Source organism: Kolteria novifilia, from assembly GCA_007748055.1.
Classification (GTDB): domain Bacteria; phylum Planctomycetota; class Planctomycetia; order Kolteriales; family Kolteriaceae; genus Kolteria; species Kolteria novifilia.
This window is the reverse complement of sequence record CP036279.1, coordinates 7,436,598-7,457,202: the sequence shown is the minus strand read 5'-3', so window position 1 is coordinate 7,457,202 and position 20,605 is coordinate 7,436,598. Positions and strand designations below refer to the sequence as shown.

The 20,605-nt window shown below is 62.1% G+C and carries 18 protein-coding genes and 1 pseudogene; 12 read left to right on the top strand and 7 right to left on the bottom strand.

Translation table 11 applies throughout. The features are described from left to right. Window positions 1-21 precede the first annotated feature (21 nt). From Pan216_RS27345 to Pan216_RS27315, 8 genes and pseudogenes are all read left to right on the top strand, one after another. Window positions 22-1,365 carry a DUF6666 family protein gene (locus Pan216_RS27345; protein WP_145263292.1) on the top strand — a complete coding sequence of 448 codons (1,344 nt, stop codon included), beginning with the start codon at window positions 22-24 and terminating at the stop codon, window positions 1,363-1,365. 195 nt (window positions 1,366-1,560) lie between these two features. Then, a pseudogene (locus Pan216_RS28655) lies at window positions 1,561-2,022 on the top strand (SulP family inorganic anion transporter); the annotation flags it as partial. Window positions 2,023-2,214: 192 nt separating this feature from the next. Then, entirely contained in the window at window positions 2,215-3,582 is a 1,368-nt protein-coding gene (locus Pan216_RS27340) for a SulP family inorganic anion transporter (protein ID WP_419193701.1), read from the top strand. Window positions 3,583-3,607: 25 nt separating this feature from the next. Beyond that, a complete protein-coding gene (locus Pan216_RS27335; protein ID WP_145263289.1) occupies window positions 3,608-4,213 on the top strand; it encodes a hypothetical protein in 606 nt (201 codons plus the stop codon). After that, window positions 4,210-5,172 (top strand): tRNA (adenosine(37)-N6)-dimethylallyltransferase MiaA, encoded by a 963-nt coding sequence (gene miaA, locus Pan216_RS27330; protein WP_145263287.1) that lies wholly within the window; start codon window positions 4,210-4,212, stop codon window positions 5,170-5,172. Before Pan216_RS27335 ends, miaA begins: the two co-directional genes overlap by 4 nt. Window positions 5,173-5,211: 39 nt before the next feature. Next, a complete protein-coding gene (locus tag Pan216_RS27325; protein ID WP_145263285.1) occupies window positions 5,212-6,009 on the top strand; it encodes a ComF family protein in 798 nt (265 codons plus the stop codon). A 182-nt stretch (window positions 6,010-6,191) separates the two neighbouring features. Next, window positions 6,192-7,103 (top strand): hydroxymethylbilane synthase, encoded by a 912-nt coding sequence (gene hemC, locus Pan216_RS27320; protein ID WP_419193071.1) that lies wholly within the window; start codon window positions 6,192-6,194, stop codon window positions 7,101-7,103. Window positions 7,104-7,393: 290 nt separating this feature from the next. Next, window positions 7,394-8,341, top strand: a complete 948-nt coding sequence (locus Pan216_RS27315; protein ID WP_145263281.1) for a DUF1559 domain-containing protein — start codon at window positions 7,394-7,396, stop codon at window positions 8,339-8,341. Here Pan216_RS27315 and Pan216_RS27310 read toward each other — a convergent pair. From Pan216_RS27310 to Pan216_RS27300, 3 genes are all read right to left on the bottom strand, one after another. Further along, window positions 8,338-8,781, bottom strand: coding sequence for a hypothetical protein (locus Pan216_RS27310; protein ID WP_145263279.1), 444 nt, complete (start codon window positions 8,779-8,781; stop codon window positions 8,338-8,340). The two genes, Pan216_RS27315 and Pan216_RS27310, sit on opposite strands and share 4 nt — an antisense overlap. A 36-nt stretch (window positions 8,782-8,817) precedes the next feature. Next, window positions 8,818-9,723 carry a DUF1559 domain-containing protein gene (locus tag Pan216_RS27305; RefSeq protein ID WP_145263277.1) on the bottom strand — a complete coding sequence of 302 codons (906 nt, stop codon included), beginning with the start codon at window positions 9,721-9,723 and terminating at the stop codon, window positions 8,818-8,820. A gap of 89 nt (window positions 9,724-9,812) precedes the next feature. Further along, window positions 9,813-10,775: a DUF1559 domain-containing protein gene (locus tag Pan216_RS27300; RefSeq protein WP_419193070.1), complete on the bottom strand. Its 963-nt coding sequence runs from the start codon at window positions 10,773-10,775 to the stop codon at window positions 9,813-9,815. A 402-nt stretch (window positions 10,776-11,177) separates the two neighbouring features. Between Pan216_RS27300 and Pan216_RS27295 the strand changes: the two genes are divergently transcribed. Next, a complete protein-coding gene (locus tag Pan216_RS27295; RefSeq protein WP_145263275.1) occupies window positions 11,178-12,596 on the top strand; it encodes a Gfo/Idh/MocA family protein in 1,419 nt (472 codons plus the stop codon). A 380-nt stretch (window positions 12,597-12,976) separates the two neighbouring features. Here the strand turns inward: Pan216_RS27295 and Pan216_RS27290 are convergent, their stop codons facing one another. After that, window positions 12,977-13,810 (bottom strand): ion transporter, encoded by an 834-nt coding sequence (locus Pan216_RS27290; RefSeq protein ID WP_145263273.1) that lies wholly within the window; start codon window positions 13,808-13,810, stop codon window positions 12,977-12,979. Window positions 13,811-14,050: 240 nt separating this feature from the next. On the opposite strand from Pan216_RS27290, the gene Pan216_RS27285 reads away from it, so the two are divergent. Both Pan216_RS27285 and Pan216_RS27280 read left to right on the top strand, forming a co-directional pair. Then, on the top strand, window positions 14,051-15,121 hold the full coding sequence (locus tag Pan216_RS27285) for a DUF1559 domain-containing protein (RefSeq protein ID WP_473092394.1): 1,071 nt from the start codon (window positions 14,051-14,053) through the stop codon (window positions 15,119-15,121). A 118-nt stretch (window positions 15,122-15,239) separates the two neighbouring features. Then, window positions 15,240-15,692, top strand: a complete 453-nt coding sequence (locus Pan216_RS27280) for a DUF6795 domain-containing protein (RefSeq protein WP_145263269.1) — start codon at window positions 15,240-15,242, stop codon at window positions 15,690-15,692. 159 nt (window positions 15,693-15,851) lie between these two features. On the opposite strand, the gene Pan216_RS27275 is transcribed toward Pan216_RS27280, so the two are convergent. The 3 genes from Pan216_RS27275 to Pan216_RS27265 form a co-directional block, all read right to left on the bottom strand. Next, window positions 15,852-16,679 (bottom strand): SIR2 family NAD-dependent protein deacylase, encoded by an 828-nt coding sequence (locus Pan216_RS27275; protein ID WP_419193069.1) that lies wholly within the window; start codon window positions 16,677-16,679, stop codon window positions 15,852-15,854. A 13-nt stretch (window positions 16,680-16,692) separates the two neighbouring features. Beyond that, a complete protein-coding gene (locus Pan216_RS27270) occupies window positions 16,693-17,466 on the bottom strand; it encodes an MOSC domain-containing protein (RefSeq protein WP_145263267.1) in 774 nt (257 codons plus the stop codon). A gap of 68 nt (window positions 17,467-17,534) precedes the next feature. Further along, a complete protein-coding gene (locus Pan216_RS27265) occupies window positions 17,535-18,710 on the bottom strand; it encodes a hypothetical protein (RefSeq protein WP_145263265.1) in 1,176 nt (391 codons plus the stop codon). Between the two features lie 238 nt (window positions 18,711-18,948). Here Pan216_RS27265 and Pan216_RS27260 point away from each other — a divergent pair, with 238 nt between their 5' ends. Next, window positions 18,949-20,472 (top strand): type I 3-dehydroquinate dehydratase, encoded by a 1,524-nt coding sequence (locus Pan216_RS27260; protein ID WP_419193068.1) that lies wholly within the window; start codon window positions 18,949-18,951, stop codon window positions 20,470-20,472. Window positions 20,473-20,605 lie beyond the last annotated feature (133 nt).

The following is a 20,605-nucleotide window of genomic DNA, read 5'->3' as shown; positions in this document are numbered from 1 at the left end:
GCTTTCGCGGTGGGTGTTGCCATGATGGTGGCGCTCGGGCCGCAAGCGCGCGCCCAGCGGTCGGTGCACCGCTCGAATCAGGGAGCCTCGATCACCGAGTTCGAACCGATCCCCGTCGAGGAGCTGCCGGGGCCACCCTCGTTCTCCCCTTCGGGCGAGCGCTACGAAGCGACCGAAGCGGTCGACGTCGTTCCCGATCCGGTGCAGTCCGGACCGCTGGGGAATTCGTTTCCGCCCCAAAAAATTCCCGATCGCAATCCGGTGCCGCACATCCTGCCGCACAGCGACCAGAATCCCTACCGGCCGCCGACGCCTCCGTCGGACGCGATCCTGACCTATCCGCCGGCGCCCGGTTCGCCGAGGGTTTCGCTCTTGCCCGAGGACTATGTCGAGTCCGATCCAAATGTTGTCTATCAGACCAACCCCGAGGTCCTGTCGACGCAGATGCCGAGTCCGCGGGATGGGCTGACGGGCAATCGCACGATCGCGCTGAACCCCTTTCCGAACCTCTACCAGGAGAGTGGTCCGCTCGGGGTCGATCAGTTGCCCTGGTACGAGAAGCCGGCGCCGGAAACGCCCGTGTTGCTCCTAACGAACATGGAATTCCAGACGCTGATGGGGTTTCATCGCAACGCCACCCCCAACGGCGTCGACAGTGTCTTTGGCTGGTACAACAGCATGCAGGTCGGTTTCCCCGTCTTGCGCGAATACAAGATCGGCGGCCAGCTCGGCGTTGTCGCGGAGCCGACCACGTTTCCCTCCGTTCTGCTCGGCCTGACGGCGGGGCTCTTCCATCGCAGCGTCTGGCCGCATGAATCGTGGAGCGAGCGACGGTTCTGGAAACGGCTGAGCTACGGGGCGGTCTACGACGGGCTCTACGACTCCGAGCATCGCGTCTTCTTCGGCCAGGTTCGTAGTCAGGTCAGTTTCGCGACCTCGCCCTCGGCCGAGTTGGGGCTCTGGTTCACGACGCCGGTCAACACGGCCCACTCTCCCCAAAACGTCGGGTCGTTCCTGCCGCTGCGTTTCGAGACCGACCGGGGCTACTTCTTCTTCTACCGCCATGTCTATCCGATCTCGCTCGACCACACGATCTTCATCGGCGGGACGACCGATCCTCCGAACTTCGCCTATGGGACGTACCTCTCGTACCGCATTTCGGCGCAGACGAACATCGTCTTCTCCGCGCTCGGTCCGACCCACGGCCAGGCTCCCTGGGAGATTTATGGCGGCTTGCAGTTCTACCTCTGGCCGGTGCCGAACTATCCGGAGCTCTCGGGCAATCCCAACAACATCTACCGCCCCTTCCTCCGCGTCCTCGACCACGTTCAGTTCCTGATCAACAAGACGCCAATCGGCCAGTAGGCGTCCCTCCCCAACTTCACGCTGACGCTTCCTCACGCGGAACCAGCTTCACTCCAAGCGGAAATGAAATCGATAATCAGATACCATGGGCAGAAGCCTGGGATCGTCGTTCGCTGGACTCGAGGAGATTTGATGGCCGAAGTTGGGGACGCCGACCGCAAGTCGGAGAGGGGAACGCCCACGGACCAGCCGACGATGGTGTCGAGTTGGCGCGAGGACTTCGCCGCGTCGATCGTGGTCTTTCTCGTGGCTCTTCCGCTCTGTATGGGCATCGCGATCGCTTCGGGAACGCCGGTCGCGACCGGGCTGATCACCGGCATGGTCGGCGGGATCATCGTCGGGGTCTTCACCGGGGCGCCGATGCAAGTGAGCGGGCCGGCGGCCGGCCTGACGGTGATTGTTTACGGCATCGTCGAGGAGTACGGCGTTCCGGTCCTCGGAATCGTGGTGCTCATCGGTGGCCTCCTGCAGATCGTCGCGGGGCTCTTCCGGTTCGGTCAATGGTTCCGGGCCGTCTCTCCGGCGGTGATCAAGGGAATGCTTTCGGGCATCGGCTTCCTGATCTTCGCAAGTCAGTTCCACGTCATGGTCGACGACACGCCGAAGAAGTCCGGGATCATGAACCTGCTGACGATTCCCCAGGCGATCGCCAAGGGATTTCCCTGGCCGGAGATCCACAGTTCGGCCGAACGGCAGCAACGGACCGAGATCCTGCACGAGGTCGGGACGTTGCACGCCGACCAAGTCGAACTTCTCGAGAACGTCGAGGAACGCGTTTCGCGACACCTCGATGGCGATGCCACGCCCAGTGATGAGGAACTGGCCGCGGAAGCGGAGCAATTGGCGCCGGTGGCCGAGATCCAGCAGTCGGTGACCAAGGACCTCCGCGGGCTCTACAAGAAGGCGCAAGAACAGGGTTTCACCGCGGGGGATGACCCCGATGCCAAATCGCTCCAGGTCGCGTTTCAAACGGCGATCAAGAAGAGTGAGGAGGCGCTCAAAGACTTGAACAACAAGGCGGTCCTCGAGGTTCGCTTTTCCCAGCGGGAAGCAGACGACTCGCTCGCAGGGGTGGTCGCGGAGTTGAAGAACCACGATTGGGCCGCGAAGATCGGGCTATTGACGATCGTCACCATCATTCTCTGGCAGACCTGCACCCCGAAGAGCTTCCGGTTCCTGCCGGCGCCGTTGATCGCGGTGGTCGTCGCGACGGTGCTATCGGCGGGCTTTTATCTGCCGGTGGTCTATGTCGAGGTGCCCGATCGCTTGCTGTCGGAAGTGCATCTGCCGTCGTGGACGATCTTCAAGGACGTGCCGCTTTCGGTGTTGATCGAGAGTGGGCTGGTGATCGCCGCGGTGGCCAGCGCCGAGACGCTCCTGTGCGCGACCGCGGTCGATCAGATGCATTCCGGAAAGCGGACGCAGTACGACAAGGAACTGATGGCGCAAGGGTTCGGCAACACGATCTGTGGTGTGCTGGGAGCCCTGCCGATGACCGGGGTCATCGTCCGCAGCGCCGCCAACGTTGAAGCTGGGGCGAAGACCCAACTCTCGACGATTCTGCACGGCATCTGGCTCTTGCTCTTCGTCGTCTTCCTCGGTTTCGTCTTGCGGCTGATCCCGACCGCGGCGCTCGCCGGCATTCTCGTCTACACCGGTTACAAGCTGATCAACCCGAAGACGATCTTCGAGCTGCGCCGCTTCGGGTGGAGCGAGGTGGCGATTTATGTCATCACCGTCGTCTGCATCGTCGTCGAGGACTTGCTCTTCGGCGTGATCGTCGGCATTCTGCTTTCCGGTGGCAAGCTCCTCTACGTCTTCTCCCATCTCGACACCGAACTGCACACCGATCCCGAAACGGAGAAAACGACGCTTCACTTGCGTGGATCGGCGACTTTCGTGCGGCTGCCCCTCCTGGCGAACGATCTCGACCGGGTGCCGCGGGGGAGTGAATTGCACGTCGATCTGAGCGAGCTTCACTACATCGACCACGCGTGCCTAGAGCTGTTGATGAACTGGGCGGCGCAGCACGAATCGACCGGGGGGAGTTTGGTGATCGACTGGGAAGAACTCCACGCGAAGTTCCGAACCGACGGGTCTCGGATGCAACGAGTGGCCTCCTCGATTCCCGACCCTCCTGCGAGCCAATCCGACGCGAAGAGCGATCTTGAGAAAGCGGTGGAATCCGACGGCGACGGGAAGGACGCGCAAGCGTGAGCGAGGCGCGAAGGGGAGTCAGCCCATGACCAATCCCGAGGAAATGGACGTGATGCCCGGTTCGGATGGCTGGGCCCAAGGCGCGAAGCAGATGCTTGGGCTGTGCGACGCGCCCGCGTACCTTCGGCGAGCCCGTCGCGTCGAGGAAAGTATCGAACGGGTCGCCCGGCGCTGCGAGTCGAAGCGGTACGAGTTGCTCGATGGGGTCCGCTTTCGTCTACGTGGCTGGAACCGGCTCTGCCAGGATGACGGAACGAATTGGGAGCGGCTGCCGGAAGAGATGCGTCGCTTGCTGGAGATCGTCTCCTCGACGGCGTTCTCCGAAGGTGATCGTCGCATCGCGTTTGGCGTAACGGGAACCGTTCGCGATTTACTTGAAGCGATCAACGAAAGCGTCGAGCGGTTCAATCGGCGCTGGCTGACGTTCGTCGAGTCGCTCGACACGACCGCCGCGAATCGGCTCATCGACGGCTACAACCAGTACTACCTCTTCGAGAAGGAGTGCGCCGTCGGTTCGCCGTGGCTCGCGGCGCGGGGCTACCAGCCGAAGGAAGTCCTCAATCGCGACTGGATCCTGAAACGCTATCCCCCGCTACCGACCTTGGGATCGTTGGCGTCGCCACTGGCATGAACGAGGCGTTTCGCGACTGTTGGTTTCTCACCGGGCCCACGGCGTCGGGCAAGTCGGCGATCGGACTGCTCCTCGCGGAGAGGGCCGGGGCGGAGATCATCGGGCTCGACTCGATGACGATCTACCGCGGCATGGACATTGGCACCGCCAAACCGTCGCCCCGGGAACTCGCGCGCGTCCCGCATCATCTGATCGACGTCTTGGAGCCGGACGCTCCCGCGAGCATCGACTGGTTCTTGCGCGAGGCGGAGAAAGCTTGCGCCGCGATTCGTGAGCGTGGCAACCGGCCCCTGTTTGTCGGAGGAACGCCCCTCTATTTGAAGGCCTGCCTGCGTGGCCTCTTCGAAGGACCTCCCGCGGACCCCAATCGGCGCGAAGAACTCGAACGAGAGGCCGAACGGGTTGGCGTGCCGAAGCTGCACGAGCGTCTCGCCAAGGTCGACCCCGTTGCCGCGAGGAAGATCCAGCCCGGCGATCTCCGACGGATCGTGCGAGCGATCGAGGTCTTCGAGGCGACGGGGAAGCCAATCAGCATTTGGCAGCGGCAGTTCGACAAGCCCGCCGATCCCGCGCCGCCGGTGGCTTGTCTGCGATGGCCCCGTCCGCGGATGCGCGAGCGGATCAATCGTCGCGTCGACCAGATGCTCGAGGCGGGGTGGGTCGACGAAGTGGCGCGATTGAGGGCCGAGTCGGGGTTGGGAAAGCAAGCTTCCCAGGCGGCGGGCTACCAACTCCTCGGAGAGCACCTCGGGGGGCGACTGTCGTTGGAGGAGGTTGTCCCCATGATCAAGGCTCGCACTCGTCAACTCGCCAAGCGGCAAGAGACGTGGTTTCGGCACTTGGAGGAGATTCGATTCTTCGATCTCGACGACGATTCTTCCGTTGAGCAGGTAGCGGATCGGATCCACGACTACTTTGAGTCATTCGACGCTTTGAATTCATTCGGATCGACAACGTGAGTGGTCGCGCAATGTTCGGGTAACGAGAGACCTCCCGTCATGGCTTGTCCCGCCCGTTTTCGGCGCGCGTTTCAGGGAGGTCGCACGGTCCTCGCCTCCTTCGCCGGCGGCGTGGTCGAGCTTCTCTACCCGTCGGCATGCGCGCTTTGCGGTGTCGAGATTCCCACAAAGTCGCTGGCGATCTGCGACAATTGTCACGAGCGTCTCCGTGCCGCCTCGGCGGCGAAGGCGTGCCAACGATGTGGCATGCCGGTCGGGCCGGGAGCGAACATCAACCCCTGCGGCGCTTGCTTGCGAGAGCGCTTCCGTTTCGACGAGGTGGTGAGGCTTGGTGTCTACACCGATCTTCTGAGACAGGGCTGTCTCGCGATCAAACAGCCTTCCGGGTATCGGCTCGCCTCCTCGCTCATGCGGCTACTGCACGAAGAGCAGAAGGATCGGTGGGAGAAGATCGACGCCCAAGTCGTTCTTCCGATTCCGCTGCACTGGTCGCGCCGGATTCTTCGTGGGTACGACCAATCGAGCTATCTCGCCACCTGTTTGGCGCGGCGGTTGGGGCTACGGGTGGTGAAGAACGTCTTGAAACGTCGCCGGGTGACCGCGCCGCAAGCAGCGCTCTCCTCCACGGCTCGACGGGAGAATGTCCGGGGAGCGTTTTCCATCAAGTCCAAGGCCGCCAACCGATGGGAACACGTTCTTCTGGTCGACGACATTCTCACGACCGGGGCGACCGCCGACGAGGCGGCGCGGACGCTCAAGCGGTCCGGGGTGCGAAAGGTGACGCTCGTGGTGCTCGCGCGCGCCGGGCTGGCTCCGGAGTCACGTCTTGGGCCGTAGACGGACTGTTCGGGATGCTTGATGGATGCCTTTGGGATGCGGAGTTCGCATCATGGCTGTTGTAGGCTTTCGTTGTTCCGTCGAATGGAGAGCCATGGCCGGCGACCGCTTCCGTTTCGTCCCGGCTTGTTGTCGATGGATGCCTCCTGGAGGCACTCGCACTAGGTGAGGACTCGGAGATCTTGGCTAGACGCACGTTGAGGATCGCGACCAGAAAGAGCCGCTTGGCCCTTTGGCAAGCCGAGCACGTCCTACGGATGTTGGCCGATCGCCATCCGGAGATCGAGGTCGAACTCGTCAAGATTGTCTCGACGGGCGATGTGGTGACCGATCGTCCGCTGGTCGAGATTGGAAGTGTCGGCCTCTTCACCAAGGAGGTTCAAGACGCGGTCCTCGATGGAAGGGCCGATCTCGCGGTCCATAGTCTCAAGGATCTCCCGACCCAGACCCATCCGGAACTCGCGTTGGCGGCGGTGCCGGAGCGAGGAACCGTCGAGGATGCCTTTCTCTCTCCCAAACATGAAACGCTCGACGCTCTTCCCCCGGAAGCGAAGGTCGCGACGAGCAGTCTGCGGCGAAGAGCCCAGCTCCTTCATCGACGGCCCGATCTGCGGATCGTCGACATCCGCGGCAATGTCGAGACGCGGATTCGCAAGTTGCACGAAGAGGAACTCGACGGACTGATCCTCGCGTGCGCGGGGCTCGAGCGATTGGGGCTGACCGGCGAGATCACGCAGCGGCTTCCCGAAGAGACGATGATGTCGGCTGTTGGCCAAGGGGCGCTCGGCATCGAGTGCCGAGCGGACGATCCCGAGATCTTGGAGCTTCTGTCGACTCTCGAGGACCAACCGACCCGGCAGGCGGTCGACGCCGAGCGCCGGTTCATGTTCGTGCTCGAAGGGGGCTGTCATGTCCCGCTGGCGGCGCGGGCACGAGTTGCCCAGGGGCGACTCACGCTACGAGCGCGTGTGCTCGATGCCGACGGTACCCAGCAACTCGAGCATGCCGGCGAGGGCGATGCCGAGCAAGCCGTCCAGGTTGGGTCCGAGCTCGCGGAGTGGTTCCTGGAACGGGGCGTCCAAGATCTCCTGTGACGCGATTCACTCTCTGTCGCGTGCCACCGCGAAGGTGAGGTCTCGGTTTCTGACTGAGTACTCTCCGGGAGTGACTCCGTGAAATTGTTTGCGAAGCGATCCGCGCGTTAAGTAGAGTACCATCACGGGGTTCAAGGGAGCACGGTGGTTCGCCATCGTGGACCGGGGGGGACTTCCATTGACCAGGTAACGTCGCCGTTCGAGCATTTCTTGACGAAGAACCTGGTCCTGAGCCGCGTCGCGTTCTTTGGCACTTCACATGAGTCGAATGAACTGGGGGGAATCCACCCATGCGTGCGCGTACGAGGCGAGCGTTTACGCTTGTCGAGCTCTTAGTGGTCATTGCCATCATCGGCGTCTTGGTCGCGTTGCTACTTCCAGCCATTCAGCAGGCGCGCGAAGCGGCCCGTCGCGCTCAATGCACCAATCACCTCAAACAGCTCGGGACGGCGCTGCACAACTACCACGACGTCTTCGATGTCCTACCCGCGGCGTCCTATTGCGGCGTTCCCGGATCGACGGCGATCGCCCATTGCCACACGTGGATGGAGTCCGTGTTCCCCTACCTCGACCAGACGCGGGTCTTCGAGCGGATCAACTTCAACGTGGCCAACCATCAAGACGTGAACCCCGATGTGCTCAACGACTTGATGATCGCGACCCTGATTTGCCCGTCCGATCCCGATGGCGGGCTCTTTCCCAACTCGCGCGAGTCGAGCTACACGCCCGGCAGTGGCGAATCGATGGGAGCCAGCTACGTACCGAGTGCCGGGCCGATTCACATGAATACCTGCCCGATCGCGGAACTCAGTCCCAACATCAACTGCAAGAGTACCGGTGGAGCCCGCGAGGCCGTCGAGGCGCCAGGAATGTTCAACGGCGGCTATCGCTCCTACCGCTTCAAGGATGCCACCGATGGCTTGACCAAGACCTTCATGGTGGGCGAAACGTTGCCGATCTACAGTTCCTTCCACATGTACTTCGCGTCGCACATGCACATCGGGACGACCAACCCCCCACCCAACTACCACAAGATCTACAAGACGTGTCCGAAGTCGCGCGACTCACGAGTCAGTAACTGCTACGCCCACATGGGGGGCTTCAAGAGCGAACACCCCGGCGGAGTGAACATGGCGATGGGCGATGGTTCGGTTCGCTTCATCAACGAGGCGATCGACTACCGAACCTGGGTCTTCCTCGGCGATCGCGAGGACGGTGAGTTGCTTGAGAATTTCTAGCGGACTTGCGAGTGTCGGGCGACGCTCGAGTTTCTCGTCTCGATCAAATCGAAGGAGAAACGTCGGTCGCCATTGGGATGAATGTCGGCGATGAGGGTGCTCTCGCGATTGAACTGCTCGGGGATGACTTGGCGCACGATGGGAACCTCCTCGCCGGGGTTCAGCTCGGTCATCATCCCTGGGACCTTACGATAGGAGACGATCTCGACCCGTTTGGGGCCGAGGGCCGCCTCCATCGTGAAGATGCCGTTCTCAATCACGCCGGCCGTGCTGAGGGAATGGGGTTCGATCGCCCGAAGGACGATACGCCCATCTCGGAGAGGATCGCCGTTGAAGGTCACCCTCCCCACGATCTTCGTCGTGATCGCGCGTTGGTCGCGAGCGCACCCTGTCCCCAGGAAAAGGAAGAGAGCTAGCAAGACTGGGAACGTTCGCCGCATGGTGGTCATCTCTCGAGTGCCACGTCGCATTGACCATCAGAACTCGGTGATTTCGCCGCCGGCCCGCGTGCCGAGCGCCCGGAAAAGTTCCGCATCGATCGAGTTGTTGATGAAGTTGACGGTACCGTCGCCCATGGCCGCGTTGACTCCACCGGGGTGCAGGCTGCGCGCGTAGATTTCGGGGTTGGCGTAGCTGCCGGTGGCGGTGCAAGGCGAGTTGGGAAAGGTGGTGCTCTTACATCCGTAGAGAACATCGGGAAGCAGGGGATTCGGCGACTCTTTCGTCGAGAAGCCGTAGCCGCCGCCCGCTCCGCCGCCCCAGTAACCACCTCCCGCCCCCCAGGCATTCGAGACCGGCTGAGAACCGCGAATGATGACTTCACTAAGGAGGATGGTCTTGGACGTGCCATCGAGGAGGTCACGCAGTCCGGTGCTCGAGTTATGCCAAAAGATGCCTTTGGCGGAGGCGCTATTGTTGATGATGTCATTGCCGTTGAGTCCGACGTAGTTGCCTTGAAAACCGGGCTGGGCCGAAGCGCCGCCACGCGCGGGACCGGATGGGTCCGAGGGGCACATCAAGACGGGGACGGTCGCTCCCTGAATCGCCGCGTCGTTGTAGAAGACGTGGTCGACGTCCGCCGTCACGTAGCGTTCGTAGAGTGGTGTTTGATCCAACTGGGGGAGGATTCGTTGCATCCACGTATCCCGGTTGAGTGTCGCCCCGCCACGCATTCCGTAGGGAAAAACACCGTGCGCTTCTTCGTAAGTCATCAACGCCAGCGCCACTTGTTTGAGGTGGTTCGTGCACATCGAGCGGCGCGCCGACTCACGTGCTTGCTGGACGGCGGGCAAGAGCAGGGCCACCAATACGCCGATGATGGCAATGACGACCAAGAGCTCCACAAGGGTGAAGCCGAGCACTCGTCTAGATCTGGTAGTCAATGGGGACTCCTCTGGATGATGGTCGGTCTGACAGTGATGGCGGCATCGTTCCAAACGCGAGCGATGCGCGTCGGCTTGCCACTTGGCGTCTAGAGCTCGGTGATTTCGCCGCCGGCTCTCGTGCCGAGTGCCCGGAAGAGATCCGCATCGATCGAGTTGCCAACGAAGATCACCGTACCGTCGACCAACGCCGCGTTCACCCCGCCGGGGTGCAGGCTGCGCGCGTAGATTTCGGGGTTGGTGTAACTGCCGGTGCTGCGACAGGGTGCGCTCGCAAGGTTTTCATCCTTGCAGCCATAGAGCACGTCGGGAATCAAGGGATTGGGGGGTTCCAAGGTCGTGAAGGCGTAGCTGCCGCCGCTCGATCCACCCCAATAGCCGCCGCCGGCCCCCCAGGCTCCGCTGACTGGCTGGGTTCCACGGACGATGACTTCACTTGCCAAGATCGTTTTGGAGGTCCCGTCGAGTACGTTGCCCAACGACACGCTGGAGTAGCTCCAGAACATTCCCTTCGCGCTGGAACCGTGGGTGATGATTCCGTTGCCGTTGAGCCCGACGTAGTTGCCTTGAAAGCCCATCCTGGTGGAAGCGCCACCGAAACCTGGGCTGGAGGGATCCGAGGGACACGACAGCATGGGGACGACCGTCGAGATGACATCGTCGGAGGTGTGCCAGCAGTAGGTTTCGTTTTGCTCTTCGTACTTGTCGAAGATGGCGGTCTGATCCATGTACGGAAGCAGGCGATGAAACCAGGTCTCGCGGTCAAGCGTGGCCCCGCCCCGTCGGCCGTAGGGGAAGACCGAGTGGGCGTCGTGATAGTTGTGCAGCGACGTGGCCAACTGCTTGAGGTTGTTGGTGCACATCGAGCGGCGAGCCGACTCGCGCGCCTGCTGGACGGCGGGAAGGAGCAGGCTGACGAGGACGCCGATGATGGCGATGACCACCAGGAGTTCCACCAGCGTAAAGCCGACCATCGAGGGCTTGTTTCGGATCACGATGTTCTGTTCCTCCGGGGCATTGGAAGCATGCGTGTAGCGCGTCGGTTCACCCATTTGCGACTCGCGTGCCGATTGAGTCAAAAGTCGTCGCCGCGAAGCGAAAACGTTCCCATTGCGGCGGGAATCGCGGGAAAACCACACGAAAGCGAAGATGAGGAGCCAACCTTGAGGGTGCCGCATTCTTGGGCAGCAGCGACCGGCGATTGACGTGGAAGGCAACTTCGTCGCGCGTGCCGCGAGCGGACCCCTGGCCCCGTCAGGTTGGTAAACGGGGCAAACTGGATCGAGGTAGGTCTCTTCGGGGTCGGAGTGAGGCAACCGGGAAGATTGTGTTGGCCAAGCGGCCCCGTTTAGGGTATGTTCAGACGATGATGGCTCGTGACATCATGGGGCGGCGCCCGCGAGGATGGGTGGACGAGCCCATGATGATCTTCAACGTGACAGGGAGTGCCCTACATGCGACTTACTCGTCGAAACTTTCTCGCCTCGGCCGCGTCGGCGGCGGTGCTGGCACCGACGGCTCGTGTCCTCGGGGCCAACGACGACATTCGCGTCGGCGTCGTCGGACTCCGCGGTCGCGGGGCGGCCCACGTCCGCGCCTTCGGCAAGATGGACGGCGTCCGCGTCGCCGCCTTGTGCGAGGTCGACGAGGCGATCCTCGATCAACGCGCCAAGGAGTTCGAAGAACCCTTCGGCAAGATGACCAAGTACCAAGACATTCGCAAGTTGCTCGAGGACCCGTCGATCGACGCCCTTTGCATCGCGACCCCCAATCACTGGCACGCCCTCGCGACTATCTGGGGATGCCAAGCGGGTAAGGACGTCTACGTCGAGAAACCGGTCGCCTTTGATCTCTGGGAAGGTCGCCAGATGATCAACGCCGCCCGCAAGCACGATCGCATCGTCCAAGTCGGCACCCAACGTCGCAGTGACGAGCAACTCCGCGAGTGGCTCCCTCGGCTCCGCGACGGCGAACTCGGAAAGGTCAAGCGCGTCCGCGTCATTCATTTCAGCAATCGCAAGTCGATCGGCCCCCCCGTCGCCTCGGGCAAGCCGCCCGCCTCGGTCAATCACGATCTCTGGTCGGGGCCCGCTCCCCTCGGACCGATCACCAGGCAGAACTACCACTACGACTGGCACTGGTTCTGGGACACGGGCAACGGCGAACTCGGAAACAACGGCCCGCACTCGCTCGACCTAGCGCGATGGGTCATCGGAGCCGACGCGTTCCCCAAGGGAGTCGTCAGCATCGGCGGCCGCTACGGTTGGAACGACTCGGGTGAGACACCCAATACCCATGTGGTCTACTACGACTACGAACCGGCCCCCATTCTCATCGAGGTGAGGAATCTGCCGACGCCGAAGGAGCAACTGCCGTCGGGTGTGAAAGTCGGCATGGTCGTCGAGTGCGAGCATGGATCCTACGCCGGCATGCACAAGGGAACGATCTTCGACGAGAAGGGCAAGGTGGTTCAGAAGATCAACGGCGATGGTGGCCGTGGTCACCAGGCGAATTTCATCAACGCGATGCGTTCGCGAAAGAGCGGCGATCTGAACTGCGACATCGAGCAGGGGCACCTCTCGACCGGGCTTTGTCATCTCGGCAACATCTCGCACCGAGTCGGAGCGGCCGCGTCGCCCGAGCAGATCAAGGAGCATGTCCAGGGCGGTTCCTTCACCGCCGAAGCCTACGAGCGGATGCTCGGCCATCTCCAAGAGAACAAGGCGCTCCCGCAAGGAACGACCATCACGCAAGGGCTCCAGCTTTCGTTCGATCCGGCGACCGAGCGTTTTGTCGGCTCCGACGCGGAAACGGCCAACCGGCTGTTGCGGCGCGAGTACCGCAAACCCTATGTCGTTCCCGAACAGGTCTAGCAGTCCGTTGACTTAGGCGGGCCAAGGCGAGAACGAGCCCCGTTGGCCAAAATCAAGGAGGAAAAGCTCAGGCGACTCCGTAGATTCGTCGCGGTTTTTGAACGCAGAGATTGGTCAATAGAGCCGTTCGCAGCCGGCAGGGAATAGATCAACGGTCTGCTGGTTCTCTGTCAAGGCCTGACTCTCGGGTGCCACTGGCTGCTTGTCAGCCAGTGAGAACCAGTTGCGGCGTCTTCAACCCGAACGAGGACCGTGGATACTGCGTTAGTTCCTAGTGTCCTGATTGGCAAATTCATTGCCGAGAGATCTCTTGGACGCCATGCCCATGTTCGCCGTGGGCACGCGGGAAACACGCCTACCACGCTCTTGCCAACGACCGACTAAAGCCGCGAACCGCAGAACTTGCAGTGGTTCGCGTCGTGATCATGACCTTCCCCGCCGCAGGTGGCGCAGCTACGCGTGGTGATATCCTTTTGTCGTGCGGTCAGGATCTCGGCCGAGAAGATGCCGGTCGGGACGATGATGATGCTATAGCCGAGGATCATCGCCAGGGCGGCGAGTATCTGGCCCACCGCCGTCTTCGGATGAATGTCGCCGTACCCGACGGTCGTCAGGGTCACGATCGCCCAATAGACGCCGACGGGGATGTTGGTGAAACCATTCTCTGGTCCCTCGACCAGATACATCATCGCCCCGAGGATCAAGACCGCGGAGAGAATCGCGACCAGAAAGACGGTGATCTTCTCCCGCGTCGATTTGAGGGCGATCAGCAGCGTTCTGGCTTCCTTGAGATAGCGCCCGAGCTTGAAGACGCGGAAGATTCGCAGCAGCCGCAGCGTGCGAATCACGATCAGCGAGTGGGTGCCACCGACGAAAAGACTCAGGTACATCGGCAACACCGCGAGCAGATCGACCCAGCCGAAGAAACTGCACGCGTAGCGCCAAGGACTGCGAACGCAGGCGAGACGCATCCCGTACTCGATGGTGAAGAGGATGGTGAAGAGCCATTCGGCGGCCAGCAAGTAGACGCCGAAACGTACGCGCACCTCTTCGACGCTTTCGGCGACCACCACCGCGACACTGCACAAGATGGCGATGAGAAGGCCGACGTCGAACGCCTTGCCTTCGGGCGTGTCGGCTTCGAAGATGATTTCGTGGACCCGTTCGCGCCAGGGGGTGGTGGGCCTGTTCTCGTCCTCGGAGTCCTCGCTCATACCTCGTCCTCTACGGTAGGGTCACGCGTTCTACTGTATCGCGAATCGCTCGGGCGATCCTGTCGACTTCGAAAGGAGCGCGCGATCGCGACGCGCGCACGTCGGCAAATACGGCAACTCTGGTGTCGAATTGGTTGATTCCCGCGCCGATTTCCGCGACACTGACGCTGGGTCCAATCGCACGGAATGTTGGTAAAGCGATCGTTCTGTGCAATCTCACATCCAACCAGGGGAATCGCCATGCTGGGCCGTCCCGCGCCTATCGAGAAGGATTGCGCGAATGTTGCAAGTGTTCGCCAACGTTCGTCACGCCTAGGTTTCACTCTCGTCGAGCTTCTGGTGGTGATCGCCATCATCGGTATTCTCGTGGGGCTGCTTCTACCCGCGGTCCAGCGGGTGAGGGCTTCGGCTCGCTCGATGCAGTGTAAGAGCAACTTGCGACAGATCGGTTTGGCACTGGCGAACTATGCCGAGTCGCATGGCGTCCTGCCGGCGCGGCGCAGTGGTACGTTCTGTTCGGGAAGCACGATGTGTGATCCGGGGACCGTGCCGCGGCTGAGTGGCTATGTGCCGTTGTTGCCCTTCGCCGACCAGCAGCGACTCTACGACGATATCGTCGAGGCCGACACCTATGTTTGGCACGGTGGACGCGACTATTGGAAGGTGAGTGTGCCGATCTTCAATTGTCCCTCCGATCCGGTGCCGGCGTACTCGTCCAACGCCGGGACCTCGAGCTACGGATTCAATGGCGGAGATCATTGGTATCATGCCACCCATGGCGGTGGAGTCGCGATCCCGAGCAACATGCGCGGCGTCTTCGGCATTCAAACCAGCACGCGCCTCGGCGACATCACCGACGGGCTCAGCAAGACGATCGCGATGTCCGAGTTCGCCCGCAGCCGCGGTACGGTGGGCCAGTTTCCGATTCACGTCTCCTCGCACACGACCAATCCCGCGAATTGTTTGGCGCTCGCCGGCAGCGTGGCGACGGTCTTCATTCAGGACCGGACCCTGGGGCAACGCTGGTCGGACGGCCGCAGCCAGTACACCGGCTTCAACACCATCCTCTCTCCCAACAAGCCGGCGTGCTACGGGTTTGGTGGCGGCGAAGGGGTCTATACCGCGAGCAGCAACCACGACGGTGGTGTGCACGTGCTCTTTTGCGATGGCACGGTCCAGTTCGTGAGCGAGAACATCGACGCCGGCGATCCGGCGGCGTCTCATCCCGGACTAAGTGGGCCCAGCCCCTACGGCGTGTGGGGAGCGCTCGGCACCAGAGCGAGCGAAGAGATTCTTTCGAATGGGCTGTGAGCGACCCCGTCCTGGGGAGGCGGCGTAGGTGTGGGACCGATCCGCGCGACGAGCCGATGGCGAAACGGCAAGCGCTGTTGGACACGCTTGCCAGTGACTGACTGGGAGTCCAATCTCTATGAAACCGTGGTATGTCGCCGTCAGCACCCTGGTGATCGTCGGGTGTGGGTCGTCGGGGCCGATGGACAAGTGGGAGAAAAGTCGGCCACCGGTCTACCCCGTCTCCGGCGTGGTCACGCTCGCCGGTGAGCCGGTCGAAGGGGCGGTGGTTCTCTTCCAATCGCAAGAGAAGTCACGCTCCGCCTACGGGACGACCGACGCGGCGGGACGATTTCAGCTCACGACGTTCGAGGCCAGCGACGGTGCTGTCGCCGGACCGCAACGCGTCTCGATCAACAAGAGCATCGAAACGGCGGCCGAAGCCTCGGAAGAGGATCGCCGGGGCGCCTCGTCCAAGCCGAAGATCACTTGGCTCACTCCCGAGCGTTACGCCTCCTTCGACACGTCGGAACTCACGGTCAATGTGCTTGAGGATCAGTCGAACGAGTTCGCTTTCGATCTCAAGAAGTGAACGAGTCACTCCTGTCCTGATTGGTTAACTCATTGGCAAGAAAACTCTTGAGTGCCACGCCCACACTCGCCGTGGCATGCCGGAAACGCCTGTTATTGGACGATCTCACGCACGATCTGAGGGCCGAGATTTCCCGTAGCGAACTTGCCAATCAGGACGCTACATTCGTTTTGCCATCTCTTCCAGCGCGAACAGCGCTCCCAGGGGAACGGAGAGTTGCCCTCTCGGCACCTCGGCTTCGCGCGGATTGATTCGAATGAGTCTCCCACCGGTGATCCGAGCGATCTGCTCGGAAGCATGACGAACAGTGGGCACCGCCATTCCCGCCCCGCATTCGACAATGACGGCCTTCCTACTCCCCAGCCCGCTGATCCAGTCCTCGAGCCGTCGCTGTTGATCATCCGTGCGCTCCCCCACCCAGCGACCATCGCCGAACATCAAGACATTCGGCCGCGCCGTCGAATCACACGTGGGGCACCGAGGGAGCGGTTCTCCTGCGCGCATCGTCGCCTCGGCTACGCTAATGCTTGTTGCGTTCGCTGACCAGATGGCGTCACCGCAGGGATTCGAGCACTGAAGGTGGTTCAGCGAGCCGTGACACTCGACGACCCGGCTGTCTTCGAAGCCGGCACGCTGAAAGTGGCCGTCGACGTTGGAGGTGAAGACGAAGTAGCCCGCGGGGCGCTGCCGACACCACTCGAGCAAGAGGCCGAACCCGGCATGAGGCTCGGTTTGCCGGTAGAGTTCGAGCCGGTGCCCATAGAACCCCCACGCCAGTGTCGGGTCGCGATCGAACCAGCTCGGGTTGGCCATCTCGACGAAGCGAATGCCGAGCTTCTGGAGGGGCGGGTACGCCTTCCAAAACCCCGTGTCCCCGCGAAAGTCGGGAAGGCCCGAATCGACACCCATGCCGGCACCGGCGGCGACGACGAGGGCGTCGGCTTCGGCGATCGTCCGCGCCGCGAGTTCGAGGCTGGCATCGGTCACGTCTCGACTCTCCTCACAAGAGTTCCAAGCGGTCGCCGACCGTTAGCGTCTTGTCCCATTCCGATTCAGGGACCTTCGTATTGACCGCGAGCCGATAGGTATGGTCGAACCGTTCGGGCGGTGCCCACGCGGGAAGGGAGGCTTGGCGGCGCTGGAGGAACTCCTTCTGGAAACCGGGCCACGGTTCTCCCGTGTGGGAATCGCGGCTCGGGACGACGCAGCGCTTGCTGCAGGTTGTCCCAAGGAGCGTCACTCCGCCGATCGAGAATCGACAGGGCTCCTCGCCTCGGCTCAGCAAGCGGTCCTCCCAGAAGGGCTCGTCGGCGTCAATCTCGAGGTTGGCGCGAAAGCGCCGGCGAACTTCATCGACCGGGAGCCCAGGAAACCAACGGGCCACCGCCTTGAGCGTGGCGGTGCTGATCAACGTCGGCCCGGGACTTTCGGTATCGTCCGGAAAGCCGCCGTCTGGGCTGACGCGAAGGGTGAGCGGTTGCGCGAAGAAGTCGGAACACCAACTCTGTAGTTCCGCACGTTCCGTCTCCAGATCGAACGTCCGCGACGTCTCGCCCGTACGGAGATGGATCGTTCGCAAGTCGTCCGAAAAGGTGCTGCGGAGGAGATGAACCGCCGCGGTCCTCTTGCCATTGATGTAGCGTCCGTCGGCATCGACGAGCGCGTACGTCCGGTCACCGCTCAGGGCACCCTGGGACCTAAGCGGTCGTCGCTCGACCCGCACGCCGGCGAGCGACTTGAAGGGGAAGATGGTGATGCCCGCGAGTCGCGGCATGAGCCTGTTCCTGGGCCGGGGACGATGATGCGTTCACGAGGAAGGAGGGGGCTCGAGGGACGCGAGGTTCACGCTTTCGAATCGGTCGTCTCGCGTTGCAACAGCGCGGCGGCGTAACTCACGAGGTCGCCTCGTCGGCGGGCGAGATCGGCCATCTCGGTGAACTGACCCGTCTCCTGGCAGAGTTGGTTGACCGGGGATTGCAGGGAGTTGCCCGCATCGCGATTCATCTTCGAGCGAGCCAGGGCGACCGCTTCATCGACACGACCCGCCGCTTGCAGCAAGCTGATCGCGACCTGCCAAGGGAAGATCCCCGTTTCCATCGGATCGGAACGTTCGGCCTTGGCGAGGAAGTGCTCGACCCCCTTGTTGATCTCGATCCCGGCCAGCGCCCGCAGGTAGATGAGGCTGTCCTCGTAGATGTCCTCGAAGGGAGCCGCCTCGGGATAGCGGTACTGCTCGGACAGACGACGCCCGTACTCGCAAAGCTGGATCGCCAGGAAAGTCTCTTGGCACTTCTCCAGAAGACGTGCCATCCGCACGACGGAACTCAAGTGGGAGGTATCGATGTGGTAGTTGTCATTGTCGAAGAGCCACGCGCGGTCCTTGAGCAGGAGGGGCACACTGGCGGCCGCCGGCGCGGAGCCTTCCTTGTCCTCGATCACGGCGGCGAGGTTGCGCGTCAACTCCTCGTGGAGCCGCTGGACCAGGAGCCGGACGCAAGCGTCACGGGCGGCCTTGGGAGTTCCCTGGTTAATGATTCCTTCACAGGCGGTGATCGCTTGGCAGGTGCCGTAGTAGTCGAGGATCAACGCGAGCCCCTTTTGGGGATGGACGCCCTGGGTGACCGCGATCTCGATGAGGTTCTCGGCCGCCTCGGGATCATCCTCATCGATGGTCACGTTTTCGATCGCTTCTCGAAGCGGCTCGAATTCCCCGACCATGTTGCAGTATTGAAAGGCCGAGGAGAGATCCCCGGCGTCAATGTAGCACTGGCCGATGTGGCGACAGGCTTCGATCACCTTCTGCTCGTAGACCGACTCTAGTTCCTTGGGCACCGTGCCGCTCAATCCGGTTTGCACCAGGGGGAGCCCCAATTCGTGGCGGATCTTCATGAGCAGGGCCTCGAAGAGGACGGCATAGTCGCCTTCCTTCTCGAGGGAGGAAACGAGCTTGTCGAAAAGGCCGTCCGCACCGCTGGTTTCGAGGGCCGCGGAGAGGTCGTCAAATGATTGATTGTCCATTCGTTCTCGTCTTTGGTTGGGAACTTCACGTTTCGGTTTCCTCTCATCCTAAGTCACGAGCGGTCAAGGCGGCAACCATCCTTCACAAGGACGGTGCACCGAAGGGCGCCGACCGATAGACTGTTCCTTGAGCGTCAAGCCGGCGTCGAGGGCCGAGGTGGATGTCTTCTCGTCCACGACCTCCGCTCCCGTCGCGGCGATGTGTCGGACGCTTGCGTTGGAGGTATGGAGCGACCCCATGATCTGCGTTTCGATTGCGCAAACGTCTCGCCATCTGGCCCTGGTTGATCTTTACAACGCCTCGGCGCGTTGTGATCTGATTGAAATCAGGCTCGATCGGTTCGAGAAATCCCCGGATGTCAACGAATTGATCAAAGCGGCGCGAAAGCCGGTGATCGTCTCTTGCCGCCGCCAGCAGGATGGCGGGAGTTGGCACGGCACCGAGGAAGCTCGACTGGCGCTGTTGCGGCAAGCGGTCGTCGAAGGGGCCGACTACGTCGAGATCGAACACGATTGTGTCAATCACGTGAAGAGATTCGGTCCGACGAAGCGAATCATCACCTTCACGAGTTGCGATGAGATTCCGAAGGACCTCGACGAGAAGTATCATCATTGCCTGGGCAGCGATCCGGATGTCATCAAGCTGACGTTGCCCGCCCGGACCCCGGAGGAAGCGTGGCCGTTCGTGAAGATCATGGCCAAGTCCGATGTCCCGACGGTGGCGGTTGGCTTGGGGAAGTCGGGGCGGATGCTCAACATCCTGGGGCCTCGTCTCGGGTCGCCGTGGAGCTACGCCGCCTTGGAGAAGGGGCTCGAAGCCGACTCGGGTTTGCTGAGCGTGTTCGATCTGGAAGAGGCGTATGACATTCGCAATATCGGTCGCAAGACCCCTCTCGTCGCGGTGACGGGGAACGCCGAGGAGCAGTTGGCGACCGCGCGGATCCTCAACCAGGCCTTCCAGATCCACAAGTCGCCGCTACGCTGTCTCCCGTTGGAAGTCGGAAGTATTCCGCTCTTCGCGAAGATCGCCAAGTCGATCCGGCTAGCGGGGCTGATCGTCGACGCGAAGCATCGCGAGGAGATTCTCGAGATCGTCACCAAGTGGTCGCGGTCGTGTCGTTTGGCCGAGTCGGCCGATGTGATCGCGATTCGCGAGGGGGAATGGCACGGGTTTCACACGCTCTCGCGTGCGGTGACCGCCTGCCTGGCGGAAGGGATCGATCGGAGTAATGAGGGAACCAAGTCGGTGTCGGGGCGGTCGGTCCTTGTCATCGGTGGCTCGGGAACGGCGCGAGCGATCGCGGCGACGTTGCTCGATCACGACGCACGCTTGGTCATGGCCGACGACGACAACGAACGAGCCGAGAAGATCGTCCACGAACTCGGCGGGCACGGTCGCTACGTGGCGAGAAATCAGGTCTTCTCGACGCTGAGTGACGGGATGGTCATTTGCAGCCACGATGAGAATCCCGGTCAGCCGGCGATCGACATTCCCATCACCATGGCGCGCCCCGGTCTCGCGTGTGTCGATCTGACGAGCTTTCCACAGCCGTCGGGATTCCTCAAGGAACTGGCTCGATTCAAGGGGGCACCGATCGAGCCGCTCGAGGTCTTCCTCCATCAGATGCAATACATCGCCAAACTCTTCACCGGCCACTTGCCTCCCATCGACAAGCTCCGGCAGTCGTTGGTCGACTTCGACATTGAGTCTGACCCTCGCGGCGACGAAGCCGAGGACGAGTACCAATCGATTTTTCTGTGAGTGAGTAGGTGGCGGCGAACGTTGTTCACGTCCCCGAGCAAGACGGGAGCGTTGGGGCCCAAGGGAGGCGCTGTTCGAGTCGTTCAACGGCCAGCGACGGTTGTCGCGGGGCGTTTCATTGCCCAAGGATCTC